This window comes from Maribacter sp. TH_r10, assembly GCF_033101095.1.
Taxonomy (GTDB): Bacteria; Bacteroidota; Bacteroidia; order Flavobacteriales; family Flavobacteriaceae; genus Maribacter_A; species Maribacter_A luteus.
Genome location: NZ_JAWMPY010000008.1, coordinates 156,308 through 172,317 on the forward strand (window position 1 = coordinate 156,308; position 16,010 = coordinate 172,317).

Genomic DNA, 16,010 nt, shown 5'->3' on the forward strand with positions numbered 1-16,010 from the left:
AATGCTTGCAAGAGTAGCGAATAACTTATTTTGGATGGGCCGTTATATTGAAAGGTCCGAACATATTGCCCGATACCTGAACGTGAATTATTTTTCCTCATTGGATGCCCCCAATTCATTATCACAATCGAGGCAATTTGTACTTCATTCCATGCTTTTTATGGTAGGTGAAAAAGAAGAGGACCCTACGAAGGTACTAATTGAAGAAGATGTATTATTTAAGATAGGTTTAGATCCAGATTCACCGAATTCGATCCTGAACAATATTAAGTACGCTAGGGAAAACGCCAATAGCGCAAGAGATCTTATTTCGACAGAATTATACGAATCATTGAATAAATTCTATCACTTTAGTGTCAATTATCCCGTGGCAACCTTTGTAAAAAACGGTCTTTACGACTTTACCACGAATATTACCGAGATCACTTCCGTCTTAAGGGGAAAAATCAGGGGTACCTTATTGCATAATGAAGTATATGCAATTATCATGATGGGCATGAACATTGAAAGGGCAACGCAGATAACACGAATAATCAACTCTAAATATAATGATGCCTTAAAAGCGCAACTGAATTGTGGAGAGCCTTTGAGCAAGAGTTTTGAATGGACGACCTTATTGAAATGCACCGAATCTTACGATATGATGCGTCGTTTTTACAAAAAAACACCTACAAGTATTTCAACGTTGGAATTTTTGGTATTGAACCCTAATTGCCCAAGGTCGGTCATGAACAGTTTAAACCAGGTATATCAACATATACTACTTTTAGACACCAATAGATATTACAATAAAAGTTCAACGGCCTTCCTTGTAGGAAAAGTAAAGTCTGAATATCAGTATAAACATATAGAGGAAATCGAGGGAAACATAAAATCATTTATAGAGAGCATACTCGAAAGTTTAAGCCAGATAAGTATAAAAATGGAAAAAGAGTTTTTTAACTATTAATTCTATTGTATTGCTTTATTTTAGCACTCCTATACTTGAACTATGTCGACAGAATATGTAATTACCTATAAAGCTGAAAACCTCTATGAGGGTCCAGTTCATAAAGCACATTGGCAGTTTCTGATTATCCCCGAGCAAAATACCACCCAAGATTTGGTCAGTATCGATTTTAAGAACTCCATAAATGCCTATGATGAGCGATCAGTTAATGGTTTTGGTTTTAGATCCATACGTATACGGCCAAAAAAAGAATTTGACCAAATCCGCTTCGAAGCTTCCTTTAAACTTGTAAAGCACCAAACCAATCCTTTCGAGTTACATTCAGGTTTAACCCCCTCCGAAGAATATGAAAAAATAAACTCTCTTGATTTTAAGGTGGATTTTGAACCATTTTTACGATTTACCCATTTCACATCCTTACCGGATAACAGTCAGGACTTATTCAAGTTTAAAAGAGACATTTCCATTTTCGAAAACCTTCAAGCATTGAATACATGGATATTCAAGGCCATCAAATACTCCTCTGAAGTTACCGATGTTCAGACAACACTGGAACAAATTATTGAACATCGACAAGGAGTTTGTCAAGATTTTGCCCATTTGTTCTGTGCCCTATCCCGTAAAAACAATATTCCGACCAGATATGTATCAGGGTACCTTCATCAAGGAAACGGCTATTTCGGGGATGCGCAAATGCATGCATGGGTAGAAGCATATATCCCGAATATGGACTGGGTAGGTTTCGACCCTACGAACAATATCTTGGTAAGTGACAACCATATAAAAGTAGCCCACGGCAAGGACTATGATGATTGCGCCCCTTTAAAAGGAGTTGTTTATGCCAGTGGAGACAATGAAACTACGCATTCTGTTGAAGTGCTGAGCCAAGAACAACAATAAAACTTTTTAAAATGCATCAGTAAGTACAACTAAAGTATATACTTTTGTGCAAAAATCAGAATATATGATAACCGTAGATCAATCTAAAGATCTTATTGAGCGCCTTGGTGCGTTAAGGAGGTATCTTTGACATAGATGCCAAGCTTATAGAGATAGAGAACGAAGAGGAAAAAACACTTGCCCCCGATTTTTGGGATGACCCCAAAAAAGCACAGGAGCAAATGAAATTCATCCAATCCAAAAAACATTGGGTAGATGATTATAATACGGCCAACACTTTGGTCAGTGACCTCGAAGTTTTGATCGAGTTTCAAAAAGAAGGTGAAGTGCCCGAGTCAGAGGTTACCGCACAATATGAAAAAGCCACTGATCTTATTGAAAAATTAGAGTTCAAGAACATGCTTTCGGAAGAAGGTGATGAATTAACGGCCGTTTTACAGATTACCGCTGGTGCCGGTGGTACAGAAAGTTGTGACTGGGCCTCCATGCTTATGCGGATGTATATGATGTGGAGCGAAAAAAACGGATATAAAGTTAAGGAACTCAATTACCAAGAAGGGGATGTTGCCGGTATCAAAACAGTTACCTTAGAGATTGAAGGTGAATATGCCTTTGGGTGGCTGAAAGGGGAAAATGGCGTACATCGTTTGGTTCGTATCTCCCCTTTTGACAGCAATGCAAAGAGGCACACCTCCTTTGCGTCAGTATATGTGTACCCCTTAGTAGATGATAGTATCGAAATCGAAGTGAACCCTGCCGATATTGAGATAACCACGGCAAGATCCAGCGGTGCGGGTGGGCAGAACGTGAACAAAGTAGAAACAAAAGTTCAATTAGTACATAAACCCACGGGCATACAGATCCAATGTTCGGATTCCCGATCACAGCACGACAACAGGGCAACGGCAATGAAAATGTTGAAATCCCAACTGTATGAAATCGAACTCCGTAAAAAAATGGAAGCCAGGGAAGAAATCGAATCCTCCAAAATGAAGATCGAATGGGGGTCCCAAATCAGAAATTATGTAATGCATCCTTATAAATTGGTAAAAGATGTAAGGACCGGGGAAGAAACCGGTAATGTCGATGCCGTGATGGACGGTAGTATAGATCAATTCTTAAAGGCCTTTTTAATGATGATGGGGCAAAAAGAGGATGAATAAACTGAAATGTAACTTCAATGAAAGTAATAGATACGGTAATATTTGATCTTGGAGGTGTCTTGATAGACTGGAACCCCAAATACCTTTATCGTGAGGTTTTTAATGGAGATGAGGAAAAGATGGAATGGTTCCTTAATACCATCTGCACTTATGAATGGAATATGGAGCATGATGCCGGAAGACCTATAAAAGAAGGTACCGAGCTCTTGATAAACGATTATCCTGAATATGAATCATGGATTCGATTGTACTACGATCAATGGCCAAAAATGTTGGGAGGCCCAATTTCGGACACGGTAAAAATCTTAAAGCGGTTGAAGCAAATGAACACCTATAGCCTATTTGCTTTGACCAATTGGAGTAACGAGACCTTCCCCATAGCCAAAGAGCGATATGGTTTTTTGAATGATTTTGAGGGTATAGTGGTTTCCGGTGATGAAAAGACCAGAAAACCTTACCCTGAAATCTATGGGATTATTTTAGATCGATATAAAATTTCTCCAGAGAAGGCCGTTTTTATAGATGACAACCATGACAATATCGTAACCGCCGACAAATTGGGGATTAAAGGAATCCATTTTAAAAACGCAGATCAATTACAAGAAGAGTTACTGGCCTTGAACGTCAAATTATAAATAGATAAAATAATTGAACATGATTACGATTTACCATAACCCTAGATGTTCGAAATCCCGTCAAGGTCTAAAGGCGTTGGAAGATTCCGGGGTTCAATTTAAGACCATCAAATATTTGGAGGATATTCCTTCTAAAGAGGAATTGAAAAAGGTGTTGGACTATTTGAACATTCCCGCTGAGAAGTTGGTTCGTAAGAACGAAACCATTTGGAAAGAAAAATTTCGAGGAAAAGACCTTACCGACGATGAGATCATTACCGCCATGGTCGACTACCCCAAACTGATAGAACGGCCCATAGTAATTAAAGGCCAAAAAGCGGTTATCGGAAGACCTGTCGAGAATATTTTAGATCTCCTACAAAAATAGTATACTGTTTTTGATGCCCTCAAGGATGAAAACCAAACGTGGCATCCTTCTTGTTATTCTTAAGAAACACTATTTTTGAATTAACAAAGTTTTAACCTTTGCGGGTTAAACCTTCAATTATTTTTATAATCTAATACTCACGTAATGAAATTCAATAGCGCATTCTTTCTCGTTCTTTTTATCTTATTGTTGTCAGGTATAGAGTTACATGCCCAATACGGTTATGGTAACGGTTATGGCTATGGCGGATATAACAGAGGTAGTTATGGCAGAAGCCGTAGTTCAATACCCCAAGTCCAAACTCCTGAAAAAGAGCCGGAACCTCTAACTGCCGATCAAATCGTCGAAAATGAAATGCCGGCAATAGCATCGGCACTCGAATTGAATGAGTTCGAAACCGCTGTTTTAAGCAGTATCTTAAAAAAATATGTTCAAGAACGTATTGAAATGCAGATACTTAAGTTAGAGCCAGACCAGATGCGAGCACAAATGGAAAAGATTACCGAGCGACAAACCGAAGAATTGAAAGCGGGACTGCCATTGGAAAAGTATGAGGCTTTTGTAGAACTCCAAAAGAAAGGAGTGGCCAAGACCAACAAGGAGAAAAAGAAAAAGAAGAAAAAGGAAAAAAAGAAAAAAAAGTCCGATAAGGATTAAACCAAACAAATAAATGAAGCATCTATTCCCGTTAGTTCTATTATTCGCAACGTTTACCACAATAGCCCAAAGACCACAAGGACAGCGACCCGAACCCATTACAATAACAGGAATAGTCATAGATCAGGATACAGGGCAACCTTTGGAATATGCCACCTTGATTTTACAGAGCATTAGAGACCCAAATAAGGTAACCGGGGGTATAACGGATGCATCCGGTAAGTTCTCAGTAGAGACAATGCCGGGAAGGTATAATGCAAGGATAGAATATATGTCCTATAAAACCTACAACTTCGAAGCCCAAACATTCAAAACTTCCACAGATTTAGGAACCATTAAATTGATTTTGGACGTTGAACAACTCCAAGAAGTTGAAGTAACTGCCGAACGCACGACCGTTGAGCTTCGGTTAGATAAGAAAATTTACAATGTAGGATCGGATCTTACCGTTAAAGGTGGTTCGGTAACCGATGTCTTGGACAATGTGCCATCGGTTACAGTTGATGTGGAAGGCACCATAAGCCTGCGTGGTAATGAAAGTGTACGAATATTGGTGAACGGCAAACCCTCTGCACTATCAGGCCTTAGTACCGATGCTTTACAGCAACTACCTGCCGAGGCCATCGAAAAGGTTGAAGTCATTACCAACCCGTCTGCCCGTTATGATGCCGAGGGCACCGCAGGAATCCTGAATATCATTTTAAAACAAAGTAAAACAGCAGGTGTTAATGGATCTGTAAGTTTAAACGTTGGCACCCCTGAATCTTACGGAGCTAATGTCAGCCTCAATCTAAGAAGGGATAAGTTCAATATATTCACGAATACATCCTATAGATACCGTAATAGTCCTGGAAATGCACTTTTTGAGCAAGAAAATTTCAATGAGGATGGATCTACCGCAAGTTTTCAAGATGAAATAAGGGATTATCAAAGGCAAAGTGATGGCTTTAATACGAACATTGGTTTCGAATATTTTATCGATGAATCGAGTAGCATCACTAATTCCTTTGTTTATAGGACATCCGGTGGGGATGACAATACGGATATCGATTTTTTCAATTACGATGCCGTAATGAACCCTACGATCCAAAGAAACCGGTTCTCTACCGAAAGTGATGACGACGAAGATGTACAATATTCCGTGAATTACAAGAAAAACTTTGAAAGGGACGGGCATGAACTTACAATCGATTATCAATATTCTTCGGGAAGCGAACTTGAAAATTCAATAATAGAAGAGACCATTGTCGGTGAAACTGATGAGCTACCTACAGAACAGACCATAAACGACGAAAGCCAGGTTAGCCAATTGGTTCAAATGGATTATGTTCTGCCATTTGGAAAGGACAGCAAATCCCAGTTTGAATTAGGTTATAGGGGAACCTTCAATAATTTCAATACCGATTTTAATTACGGTATTCTCTCAAACGGGGTTCTTGCCAGTGACCCTGATTATAGCAATGAACTTAATTATAAGGAATATGTGAACTCTGCCTACACCCAATTAGGAACTAAGATCGATAAATTCAATATATTGGGCGGTTTGCGAATGGAAGCATCGGATATAGGTATAGAATTGGTAAATACGAACGAAGTAAGCAATAAAACCTATGTAGATTGGTTTCCTTCCCTATTTTTAGGATATGAATTTTCCGAAAAGGAACAGCTTACCATCAGTTATAGCCGAAGGTTGCGAAGGCCACGTTCAAGGTTCATCAACCCTTTCCCTTCAAGATCCAGTAACACTAACCTTTTTCAAGGTAATCCCGACTTAGATCCTACTTATACCAATGCTTTTGACCTAGGATATTTAAGAAGGTGGGATAAATTTACATTCAATACCTCTGCTTATTATAATTACTCGACCGGGGTTTTTCAATTCATTACCCAAGAAACCGGGGATTTCGTTGAAATTGAAAATTCAGAAGACCCTTCCAATCCGGTAATAGTACCCGTTCAAGTTCGTACACCCATTAATTTAGCTGACGAAAGTAGGTTCGGTATGGAGTTTACCACATCATTCGTTCCGAAAAGGAATTGGAGGTTAAGTTGGAATCTGAACCTTTTCCAACAAAAATTAACCGGGGATTATGAATACACCAATTATCAGAATGAAGTAATTGTCCAAAATTTTGATGTGGACAATTTTACCTACTTCACTAGATTCAGTGCTAAATTACCGTTGCCCGGAGCAATAGATTTCCAATCCAACCTTTTTTATATGGGACCTTCGGAGAGTGCACAATCAAAATACAAAAGCATGTTGAGCACCAATCTAGCCTTTAGTAAGGATGTAGTTAAGGAAAAAGCCACGGTTTCATTGAATGTGAGCGATTTGTTCAATACCCGTAAACGTAGAAGTGAAACCAGAACCGACAATGTATTTACTTATAGTGAATTTCAACGTAGGGAAAGGCAAGTGACTTTATCTTTCCTTTACAGGTTCAATCAACCCCAGAACCAAAAAGGTGAAAGAAACGGCCAGAGAAATGGTGGCGGGGACGATGATATGGATTTTGAAGGATAAAATACCAAAACAGCATAAAACAAAAAAGAAGCCAAATGGCTTCTTTTTTTTATTCTTGTAAGCGAGCAGCCTCTTTGGCTTTTCGTTTTTCCTTTATCAACTCCCTGATATTACCGAATAACCAATAAGGCACTACAAATGTAATTAAGAAGATCATCAGCCAAAAGCCAATGGTAAAAATGGTTAAAAACGCTAAAAATCCTAAATATTGGTCAAAATCGAACATCTGTACTTGTTTATTAAAAACAAATATACTTTGAAAAGATTCAAAAGAACAAATCAAATTCAAAAAAAATGATGATTTTTCTAAAATTAAGGTTTCCCGGAGTCTCTTAAAATCTCGCAATGAAGTACCTTTGCAAGAAATAAAAAACACCTTACATATGAGTTTTAGAATAGAAAAAGACACGATGGGAAAAGTCGAGGTGCCCTCCGATAAATACTGGGGTGCACAGACTGAACGTTCTAGGAATAATTTTAAGATCGGACCAGCGGCATCCATGCCCTTGGACATCGTTTACGGCTTTGCATATTTAAAAAAGGCAGCGGCATATGCCAACCATGAATTGGGCGTACTTGATGAGAAGAAAAGAGATTTGATCGCCAATGTTTGTGATGAAATCCTTGACGGCAAACACGATGACCAGTTTCCTTTGGTAATTTGGCAAACCGGATCAGGTACACAAAGCAATATGAACGTAAACGAGGTCATTGCGAACCGCGCACACGAAATTGCAGGTAATGTTATTGGTGAAGGGGAAAAGACCATTCAACCAAACGATGATGTGAATAAATCACAATCTTCCAACGATACTTTCCCTACCGGCATGCATATCGCAGCCTACAAGAAAATCGTAGAAGTAACCATTCCTGGTGTCACCAAGCTTAAGGAGACCTTGGAGAAAAAATCGAAGGAATTTAAAAATGTGGTCAAAATAGGACGTACGCATTTAATGGATGCCACTCCCCTAACCCTAGGGCAAGAGTTTTCCGGTTATGCCTCTCAATTGGAACACGGCTTAAAAGCCTTGAACAATTCTTTAGACCACCTAAGTGAACTTGCCCTTGGGGGAACAGCTGTAGGAACCGGTTTAAACACTCCACAGGGATATGATGTACTAGTAGCTGAATATATTGCCAAATTTACCGGGTTACCTTTTAAAACGGCTGAAAATAAATTCGAGGCATTAGCAGCACATGATGCTATGGTCGAAAGCCACGGTGCTTTAAAACAATTGGCCGTATCATTGAATAAAATTGCCAATGATGTTCGTATGATGGCTTCCGGTCCTCGTTCAGGAATCGGGGAAATCATTATTCCTGCCAACGAGCCAGGAAGTTCAATTATGCCCGGAAAGGTAAACCCTACCCAATGTGAGGCCCTTACCATGGTATGTGCACAGGTGATGGGCAACGACGTTGCGATTACCGTAGGTGGTACACAAGGACACTATGAGTTGAATGTCTTTAAGCCCGTAATGGCAGCGAACTTTTTGCAATCTGCCGAATTATTGGGCGATGCTTGTTTAAGTTTCGAAACCAATTGTGTGGTAGGTATTGAACCAAACCATGAAGTGATCAAACAATTATTGAACAATTCCTTAATGTTGGTTACCGCCCTTAATCCTAAAATAGGATATTATAAATCTGCTGAAATTGCAAATACGGCACATAAGAACGGTACTACCCTAAAAGAGGAAGCCGTTAATCTAGGTTACGTTACTGCTGAGGAGTATGATGAATGGGTAAAACCTGAGGACATGGTGGGTAGTTTAAAATAAATTACCAAAACCAATTAAAAATAAAAAGGGGCAATCAATTAAGATTGCCCCTTTTTGTATGAATGGATAGTGTGTTTTATTTTAAAGTGAACTTTGAAGTTCCCAACAATTTCAATTTGTCATCATATACATTTACCATATAATTTCCTTTTTGGAAATCACCAGCTGGCTTACTTATATAATCACATACGTCCAATGACTTGTTTTCGTAGTAGAAGTTGGTTGCTTTACTGTATGTTACAGAAGCTCCGCCATCGTTCGTTTTTGAGAAGCTCTCACCAAGAACGTTTCCTTGAGGATCAAGAACCTCTACGTAAAATTCCCTATCCCCTGCTTCAGCGATGATATTGTCGGCCACAGTGAAACAGATTTTGAACTTATCCGTTCTTCCTGCCCTAGAGGTAGAAACCAATTTACCACTGGTACGTTCTTTAACGGCATCTACATTGAATTTGGAAAGATTCAAAGCAGAACCTTTTTCAACAACATCGGCCAATTGAGTGTTTTGTACTACTAATGAATCGTTGAATACAGTTTGTTTTTCCAACTCAACATACGTGCTGTCACGTTGCATGGCAATCAATGTGTTCGATCTTGTCAAAGAATCCACTTGCTTAAGCAATTGTTCCCTTTCAGCTTTTAAGACACTAACCTGTCTTCTGTATCTTGACAAAGAAGCGATATCAGCTTTCATTGTTTTTACAGAATCAAGATACTTCGCAATATTGTCCCTAGCAGTTACCAACTCTTCATTGGTAGCGTTGCTTTCCAAAATAGCTTTGTCATATTCAGACTTTAAGCTGTTTAGATCCTCAACAACCAATTCTTTCTCTTGGGTAAGTACAGACTCGGTTTTTTTCTTGTCCTGATAAAGGCTCACTGTGTAAATGATCACACCTAAAAGTACAACACCTAGCAAACCTGCCAATACTTTTAATCCATTGTTATTCTTCGTTTCAGTCATAATCTAAAAATTAATTAACTTTTACCTTTTTAAAAGTGTTTGTTCGTGATTTATATACGGTTCAATTTTCTGATTGGATTTTTTATAGTTGAAAATATTTAACATTTATATTAAAATATACCTTCGTAATCCTGTATTTTAGGGGGTATTATGTTTTTAGATTTAGACATGAAGACCAAAATAATCCCATTTAAAGACAAGTATATCAACCACTTCCGTGATTTGAACTCGACATGGATAAAAGAATACTTTCATTTGGAAGCCAAGGACAAAGAAATTCTGGAAAATTGTAAAAAATCGATAATCGACAAAGGCGGCCATATCTTTTTCGCTGAATATGATGGGCAAATAGCCGGATGCTTTGCCTTTATCAACTTAAACGATACGGTTTATGAGCTGGGCAAAATGGCCGTAGCACCAAAATTCCATGGTTTGAAAATTGGTCAGAACCTCCTGCAATTCGCGATTGGATTTGCCGAAGACCAACTATGGGAAAAAATTATCTTATATTCAAGTACAAAATTGGATACCGCATTACATATCTATCGCAAATTAGGGTTCAAAGAAGTTCCTTTGGAAAAAGACCTCCCCTATACGAGAAGTGATGTTAAGATGGAATTGAAATTAAACTAAAAAAAGCACCATGAAAAGATTCGTAATTCTAATGACTGCCATTTGTATGATTATGGTTTCCTGCAAGGACGAAAAGAAATCGCTGGAAAATAATGCTTCGAGCCCGGAAGCAAAAGCAACCATGGAAGATATGCTTCTAACCCCAGAAGGGAACCCTACTTCCAAAACCTTAAAAATTACCCCAATAGAACATGCGACCGCCGTTTTGGATTGGAATGACATTACGATTTATATAGATCCTGTCGGCGGTGCTGATGCCTTTAAAGGACAAAAAGAACCTGATTTGATTTTGATTACCGATATTCATGGGGATCACCTAAATGTAGAAACCTTACAGGCCCTAAATACTGAAAAAGCAAAAATAATCGTTCCGCAAGCTGTTGCCGATGGGTTACCGGAGGAATTCAATCCTCAGATCGATGTACTCAATAACGGCGAAAGCAAAGAACGCTATGGCATAAAAATCGAGGCCGTTCCCATGTATAACTTACGGGAAGAAGCTAAAAACTTCCATGAAATCGGGCGTGGGAATGGTTATATATTGAATATGGGCGATCAACGTATCTATTTTTCCGGAGATACCGAGGATATTCCTGAGATGCGTGCCCTAAAAGACATTGACATAGCATTTGTATGTATGAACCTACCTTACACAATGACCGTGGAAAGTGCTGCAGATGCCGTATTGGAATTTAAACCCAAACAGGTGTACCCTTATCATTACAGGGGAAAACCTGACGTGAGTGACGTAGCTAAATTCAAGGCTTTAGTTGAAAAGACCGACCCAAACATTGAGGTTATACAACTGGATTGGTATCCGAATCAGGACTATTGATCAAAGCAAATAAGAGTAAAAAATAAAATACCAACTATATCATTAATCTAAAAACAACTGTATGAAAATCAAATCAAAATGGTTTGTCCTTATGCTCTTTGCATTACTAATATCGAGTTGTGCCGAGGAAAAGGAAGAACAACAAAAGGAGACGGCCCAATTTAAAGTTCCCGTGGAATATTACAAATTGGACAATGGCCTAAAGGTTATTTTATCCAAAGACACTACTTCGCCTACAGCGATTGTTGCCGTTTATTACAATATTGGTTTTCGAATTGAACCCAAAGACCGTACCGGTTTTGCCCACCTTTTTGAACATATGATGTTCCAAGGGTCCCAAAACCTTGGCAAAATGGAGTTCATAAAATTGATTCAGCAGAACGGTGGCGTGCTTAATGGGTCTACCCGATTTGATTTCACGAATTATTTTGAAATCGTACCATCGCATAAATTGGAGACCATGCTATGGGCAGAAGCTGACAGAATGCGGGGATTGGATATTACCCAGGAAAATTTGACCAATCAACAGGGAGTTGTAAAAAATGAAGTCAAGGTAAATGTCCTGAACCAGCCTTACGGTGGATTTCCGTGGTTGGATATGCCCCAATATGCAAATACAAATTGGTACAATGCCCATAACTTTTATGGGGATCTTGAAGATTTGGATGCCGCGAACCTAGAAGATGTCCAAAGTTTCTTCAAAACTTACTATGCCCCAAATAATGCGGCCATATCAGTAGTAGGTGATTTTGATATGGATGAAGCAAAAACATGGATAAACAAGTACTTTTCCAACATCCCTTCTGCCGAAATTCCTGAACAACCGGATATAAGCGAACCAAAGCAAGTTGAACAAAAAGAGTTCGTGAAAAACGATTCGTTGGCCAACAAACCTGCTATTGCATTGGCCTACCACATGCCAGAACGAAACACCAAAGAATATTATGCCATGGGACTACTAGATCAAATTTTGGTCCAAGGCGACAATAGTTTATTGGCCCAGAAACTAGAAAAAGACAAAGGATATTCATCTGATGTTGGTGGAGGTATTAATTATCTGGGAAATATGTTCAACTATAAAGGCCCCATGATCTGGATGTATGACCTTACTTACGATAACGAAACCTCTCGAGAAGAAGTTTTAACAGCCATAGACGAGGTCATGAACAATTTAAAAGAGAATATTACCCAAAAGACGGTAGATCAAGCCCTCGTTAAGCTTCGTTCGCAACTTTACGACGACATAGGAGGAACCTTTGGTTTAGGGCGTGCAGACCTATTATGCAGTTTTGCACTTTTTGATGACAATCCGGAACGTATAAATACCCTAGAAGACGAATTCAAAAAAATAACCCCGGATATCGTCAAAAAAACCATAGACGAGTATTTGATCAATACGAACCGTACCATTCTTACGGTGAATCCTCTTTTAGCTGATAACGAAAAAACACAATCCAAATGAAAACTAGTATTACATACATATTGATCTTTTTCTTTTCATTTTCATTGATTGCCCAAGAAAAAGAGCAACCTCCAAAAGGTGGGGAGCCAAAAAATTTCTCCTTACCTAAAAAAGAAACCGTTAAATTGGACAATGGCCTAACCTTGGTCATGGTGCCTTATGGCTCTATCCCAAAGGCCACTATAAGGTTCAGCATTAAAACCGGAAATATTGATGAGAATGAAAACCAAGTATGGTTAAGCGATCTACTGGCCGATTTGTTGGAAGAAGGCAGTACAACAAAATCATCAAAACAAATTGCCGATGAAATGGCCGGTATGGGTGGTAACCTGAACATAAGTGTTGGCCTTCATACTTCTTCAATGAATAGCTCTGTTTTGTATGAATTTGCCCCAGAAGCGATTATGCTCATGGCCGATGTTCTGAAAAATCCGAAATTTCCTGCTGAAGAGTTAGATAGACTCAAAGCCGATATGAAGCGTGACCTATCGGTTCGACTGTCCAGACCAGGTTCACAAGCGCGTCGCGATTTTTATGCACAGTTATACCCAGATCATCCTTATGGCAGGGTTTATCCGTCTGATGAAATGATAGAATCCTATACCGTGGACGATATAAAACAATTCTACGAGGAACATTTTGGAGCAGTACGAACTACAGTTTATGTAGCGGGCAAATTTAATCGGGATGAAGTACAGGAAACGGTTGAAAAGGCTTTCTTGGATTGGCGTGAAGGAACACCTTCGAAATACAACATCGCCAAACCTGTAGCTTCAAATGAAGTTAAGATCATTGATAGACCAGGAGCTCCACAGTCTACCATTTATTATGGTCTCCCCGTTATAGGGCCTTCACATGAGGATTACATTGCTTTGGACATCACCAATTCAATATTGGGAGGTTCTTTTGCTTCAAGAATCACAAGTAATATTAGGGAGGACAAAGGATATACCTATTCACCATACAGTAGTTTAGATACTAGGTATAAGAGTGGTGTGTGGTATGAATCCGCAGATGTCACCACCGAACATACCGGGGCTTCATTGACCGAAATAAAAAAGGAAATCGAGAAGCTTCAGAACGAACCACCTTCCAAAGAGGAAATGGAAGGTATCATCAATTACGAATCAGGAATCTATGTCCTCCAAAACTCCACTCCAAGTGGAATCATTGGTCAGATGATATTTTTGGACACACATGATCTTGACGAGTCGTTCTTGACCAATAAAGTGGCAAAAATGCATGAAGTAACTCCTGAAAAAGTTCAAGAAATGACAAAAAAATATATTAAGCCGGAAAATATGACCTTGATCGTGGTTGGTGATCGGGAAAAGATTGAAAATCAAATTCCGAAGCCGGTGAAGCAATCCTTAAAACAGTAATACGAAAAACAGTCTATTAAAAAAGCCCCTTCAAAAATTTTGAAGGGGCTTTTTTTTATCAGCGTATCAATTTCTTGTATTTAATTCGTTTCGGTATCAGGTCACCGCCTAAACGTTTTTTCTTGTTCTCTTCATAATCCGAGAATGAACCTTCGAAGAAATAAACTTGGGAATCCCCCTCGAAAGAAAGAATATGCGTACAGATACGATCTAGGAACCATCTGTCGTGGGAAATAACCACTGCACAACCTGCAAAGTTTTCCAAACCTTCTTCCAAGGCCCTTAATGTATTCACATCCAAATCGTTTGTTGGCTCATCTAAAAGAAGTACGTTCCCTTCTTCCTTTAAGGTCATTGCCAAGTGTAAACGGTTACGTTCCCCACCGGAAAGCATGTTCACTTTTTTGTTCTGCTCACTGCCTGAAAAATTGAATCGACTCAAATAGGCCCTGGAATTCACCTGTCTTCCTCCCATCATGATCAACTCTTGCTCATCACTGAAATTCTGCCAAATGGTCTTTTCCGGATCAATATTGGAATGACTTTGGTCAACATAGGCTATTTTAGCTGTATCCCCAACAATGAACTCTCCTTTATCCGGGGTTTCTTCTCCCATGATCATTCGGAAAATAGTGGTTTTACCAGCGCCATTAGGCCCTATAACCCCAACAATACCTGCTTGGGGAAGTTTAAAGTTCAAATCCTCATATAACAGTTTATCCCCATAAGCCTTACTAACCCCAATCGCTTCGATAACATTGGTCCCTAAACGGGGGCCATTAGGAATATAGATTTCCAGTTTCTCATCGAGCTGTTTTTGGTCTTGGCTCATTAATTTGTCATAATTCTTTAAACGCGCCTTCTGTTTGGTTTGGCGTCCTTTAACACCTTGCCGTACCCAGTCCAATTCGCGCTCCAACGTCTTTTGGCGTTTCGAGGCCGTTTTGCTTTCTTGGGCCATTCGTTTGGATTTTTGATCCAGCCAACTGGAATAGTTCCCTTTCCAAGGAATTCCTTCCCCACGGTCGAGTTCCAAAATCCAACCAGCAACATTATCCAAGAAATAACGGTCATGCGTCACGGCAATTACCGTACCCTTATATTGTGCCAAATGATGTTCTAACCAATGTACCGATTCGGCATCCAAATGGTTCGTAGGCTCATCCAAGAGTAAAATCTCCGGTTCTTGCAACAACAACCGACATAGGGCCACCCTTCTTCTTTCCCCACCTGACAATACCCCTATTTTTTTATCGGGTTCCGGTGTACGCAGGGCATCCATGGCAATCTCCAATTTAGTATCGAGCTCCCATGCGTTCGTAGCGTCTATTTGATCCTGAAGGGCTGCTTGCCGATCCATGAGTTTCTGCATTTTATCAGCATCCTCATACACTTCCGGCAGGCCGAACATATCATTGATCTTGTTGTACTCATCCAAAATAGCAACGGTTTCCGCCGCACCTTCCTTGACCACTTCGAGCACTGTCTTTTCTTCATCTAACTTGGGTTCCTGCTCCAAGTACCCTACTTTGTAACCAGGCGAAAAAACCACATCGCCTTGAAAATTCTTATCTACCCCTGCTATAATGCGTAACAAGGTTGATTTTCCCGAACCATTAAGTCCTAAAATGCCGATTTTGGCACCATAAAAGAAGCTCAGGTATATATCTTTCAGTACCGGAGTATTCGCATTTTTATACGTTTTCGTAACTCCGGACATGGAGAAAATGACTTTCTTATCGTCAGACATTGATT

15 protein-coding genes are annotated in these 16,010 nt (G+C 39.4%); 12 read left to right on the top strand and 3 right to left on the bottom strand.

What is annotated here, in order from left to right; genetic code table 11:
* Nucleotide 1 precedes the first annotated feature (1 nt).
* The 7 genes from R3X28_RS16540 (at nucleotide 2) to R3X28_RS16570 (ending at nucleotide 7,198) form a co-directional block, all read left to right on the top strand.
* Nucleotides 2-949: an alpha-E domain-containing protein gene (locus R3X28_RS16540; RefSeq protein WP_154366691.1), complete on the top strand. Its 948-nt coding sequence runs from the start codon at nucleotides 2-4 to the stop codon at nucleotides 947-949.
* A 42-nt stretch (nucleotides 950-991) separates the two neighbouring features.
* Complete coding sequence (locus R3X28_RS16545; protein WP_317665821.1) at nucleotides 992-1,849, top strand: transglutaminase family protein; 858 nt, start codon at nucleotides 992-994, stop codon at nucleotides 1,847-1,849.
* Between the two features lie 64 nt (nucleotides 1,850-1,913).
* A protein-coding gene (gene prfB, locus R3X28_RS16550) for a peptide chain release factor 2 (protein WP_154366688.1) occupies nucleotides 1,914-3,012 on the top strand; the annotation gives its coding sequence in 2 pieces (ribosomal slippage) (nucleotides 1,914-1,976 and nucleotides 1,978-3,012; 1,098 coding nt in all).
* A 17-nt stretch (nucleotides 3,013-3,029) separates the two neighbouring features.
* Nucleotides 3,030-3,647, top strand: a complete 618-nt coding sequence (locus R3X28_RS16555) for an HAD family phosphatase (RefSeq protein WP_317665824.1) — start codon at nucleotides 3,030-3,032, stop codon at nucleotides 3,645-3,647.
* A gap of 19 nt (nucleotides 3,648-3,666) precedes the next feature.
* On the top strand, nucleotides 3,667-4,014 hold the full coding sequence (gene arsC / locus R3X28_RS16560) for an arsenate reductase (glutaredoxin) (protein ID WP_154366684.1): 348 nt from the start codon (nucleotides 3,667-3,669) through the stop codon (nucleotides 4,012-4,014).
* Between the two features lie 144 nt (nucleotides 4,015-4,158).
* Nucleotides 4,159-4,671 (top strand): hypothetical protein, encoded by a 513-nt coding sequence (locus tag R3X28_RS16565; protein ID WP_154366682.1) that lies wholly within the window; start codon nucleotides 4,159-4,161, stop codon nucleotides 4,669-4,671.
* 13 nt (nucleotides 4,672-4,684) lie between these two features.
* A complete protein-coding gene (locus R3X28_RS16570; protein WP_317665826.1) occupies nucleotides 4,685-7,198 on the top strand; it encodes a TonB-dependent receptor domain-containing protein in 2,514 nt (837 codons plus the stop codon).
* 49 nt (nucleotides 7,199-7,247) lie between these two features.
* Here the strand turns inward: R3X28_RS16570 and R3X28_RS16575 are convergent, their stop codons facing one another.
* The gene (locus tag R3X28_RS16575) at nucleotides 7,248-7,424 is read right to left on the bottom strand and encodes a hypothetical protein (RefSeq protein WP_179955092.1); all 177 of its coding nucleotides are present in this window, start codon (nucleotides 7,422-7,424) and stop codon (nucleotides 7,248-7,250) included.
* A gap of 157 nt (nucleotides 7,425-7,581) precedes the next feature.
* Between R3X28_RS16575 and fumC the strand changes: the two genes are divergently transcribed.
* The gene (gene fumC / locus R3X28_RS16580; protein WP_154366677.1) at nucleotides 7,582-8,979 is read left to right on the top strand and encodes a class II fumarate hydratase; all 1,398 of its coding nucleotides are present in this window, start codon (nucleotides 7,582-7,584) and stop codon (nucleotides 8,977-8,979) included.
* 76 nt (nucleotides 8,980-9,055) lie between these two features.
* Here fumC and R3X28_RS16585 read toward each other — a convergent pair whose 3' ends face one another.
* A complete protein-coding gene (locus R3X28_RS16585) occupies nucleotides 9,056-9,943 on the bottom strand; it encodes a hypothetical protein (RefSeq protein WP_154366675.1) in 888 nt (295 codons plus the stop codon).
* A gap of 168 nt (nucleotides 9,944-10,111) precedes the next feature.
* Here R3X28_RS16585 and R3X28_RS16590 point away from each other — a divergent pair, with 168 nt between their 5' ends.
* The 4 genes from R3X28_RS16590 (at nucleotide 10,112) to R3X28_RS16605 (ending at nucleotide 14,255) form a co-directional block, all read left to right on the top strand.
* On the top strand, nucleotides 10,112-10,576 hold the full coding sequence (locus tag R3X28_RS16590; protein ID WP_317665828.1) for a GNAT family N-acetyltransferase: 465 nt from the start codon (nucleotides 10,112-10,114) through the stop codon (nucleotides 10,574-10,576).
* Between the two features lie 10 nt (nucleotides 10,577-10,586).
* Entirely contained in the window at nucleotides 10,587-11,411 is an 825-nt protein-coding gene (locus R3X28_RS16595; RefSeq protein WP_317665830.1) for an MBL fold metallo-hydrolase, read from the top strand.
* Nucleotides 11,412-11,472: 61 nt separating this feature from the next.
* On the top strand, nucleotides 11,473-12,873 hold the full coding sequence (locus R3X28_RS16600) for a pitrilysin family protein (RefSeq protein ID WP_317665832.1): 1,401 nt from the start codon (nucleotides 11,473-11,475) through the stop codon (nucleotides 12,871-12,873).
* Nucleotides 12,870-14,255 (top strand): pitrilysin family protein, encoded by a 1,386-nt coding sequence (locus R3X28_RS16605; RefSeq protein ID WP_317665834.1) that lies wholly within the window; start codon nucleotides 12,870-12,872, stop codon nucleotides 14,253-14,255. Before R3X28_RS16600 ends, R3X28_RS16605 begins: the two co-directional genes overlap by 4 nt.
* Before the next feature lie 58 nt (nucleotides 14,256-14,313).
* Here the strand turns inward: R3X28_RS16605 and ettA are convergent, their stop codons facing one another.
* Nucleotides 14,314-16,005, bottom strand: a complete 1,692-nt coding sequence (gene ettA, locus R3X28_RS16610; RefSeq protein WP_154366665.1) for an energy-dependent translational throttle protein EttA — start codon at nucleotides 16,003-16,005, stop codon at nucleotides 14,314-14,316.
* Nucleotides 16,006-16,010: the final 5 nt, after the last annotated feature.

Coding starts and splice junctions, on each gene's coding strand:
- R3X28_RS16570 (WP_317665826.1), top strand. CDS start 4,685: ATGAAGCATCTATTCCCGTTAGTTCTATTATTCGCAACGTTTACCACA.
- R3X28_RS16590 (WP_317665828.1), top strand. CDS start 10,112: ATGAAGACCAAAATAATCCCATTTAAAGACAAGTATATCAACCACTTC.
- R3X28_RS16555 (WP_317665824.1), top strand. CDS start 3,030: ATGAAAGTAATAGATACGGTAATATTTGATCTTGGAGGTGTCTTGATA.
- R3X28_RS16545 (WP_317665821.1), top strand. CDS start 992: ATGTCGACAGAATATGTAATTACCTATAAAGCTGAAAACCTCTATGAG.
- R3X28_RS16595 (WP_317665830.1), top strand. CDS start 10,587: ATGAAAAGATTCGTAATTCTAATGACTGCCATTTGTATGATTATGGTT.
- fumC (WP_154366677.1), top strand. CDS start 7,582: ATGAGTTTTAGAATAGAAAAAGACACGATGGGAAAAGTCGAGGTGCCC.
- R3X28_RS16605 (WP_317665834.1), top strand. CDS start 12,870: ATGAAAACTAGTATTACATACATATTGATCTTTTTCTTTTCATTTTCA.
- R3X28_RS16585 (WP_154366675.1), bottom strand. CDS start 9,943: ATGACTGAAACGAAGAATAACAATGGATTAAAAGTATTGGCAGGTTTG.
- R3X28_RS16600 (WP_317665832.1), top strand. CDS start 11,473: ATGAAAATCAAATCAAAATGGTTTGTCCTTATGCTCTTTGCATTACTA.
- arsC (WP_154366684.1), top strand. CDS start 3,667: ATGATTACGATTTACCATAACCCTAGATGTTCGAAATCCCGTCAAGGT.
- ettA (WP_154366665.1), bottom strand. CDS start 16,005: ATGTCTGACGATAAGAAAGTCATTTTCTCCATGTCCGGAGTTACGAAA.
- R3X28_RS16565 (WP_154366682.1), top strand. CDS start 4,159: ATGAAATTCAATAGCGCATTCTTTCTCGTTCTTTTTATCTTATTGTTG.
- R3X28_RS16540 (WP_154366691.1), top strand. CDS start 2: ATGCTTGCAAGAGTAGCGAATAACTTATTTTGGATGGGCCGTTATATT.
- R3X28_RS16575 (WP_179955092.1), bottom strand. CDS start 7,424: ATGTTCGATTTTGACCAATATTTAGGATTTTTAGCGTTTTTAACCATT.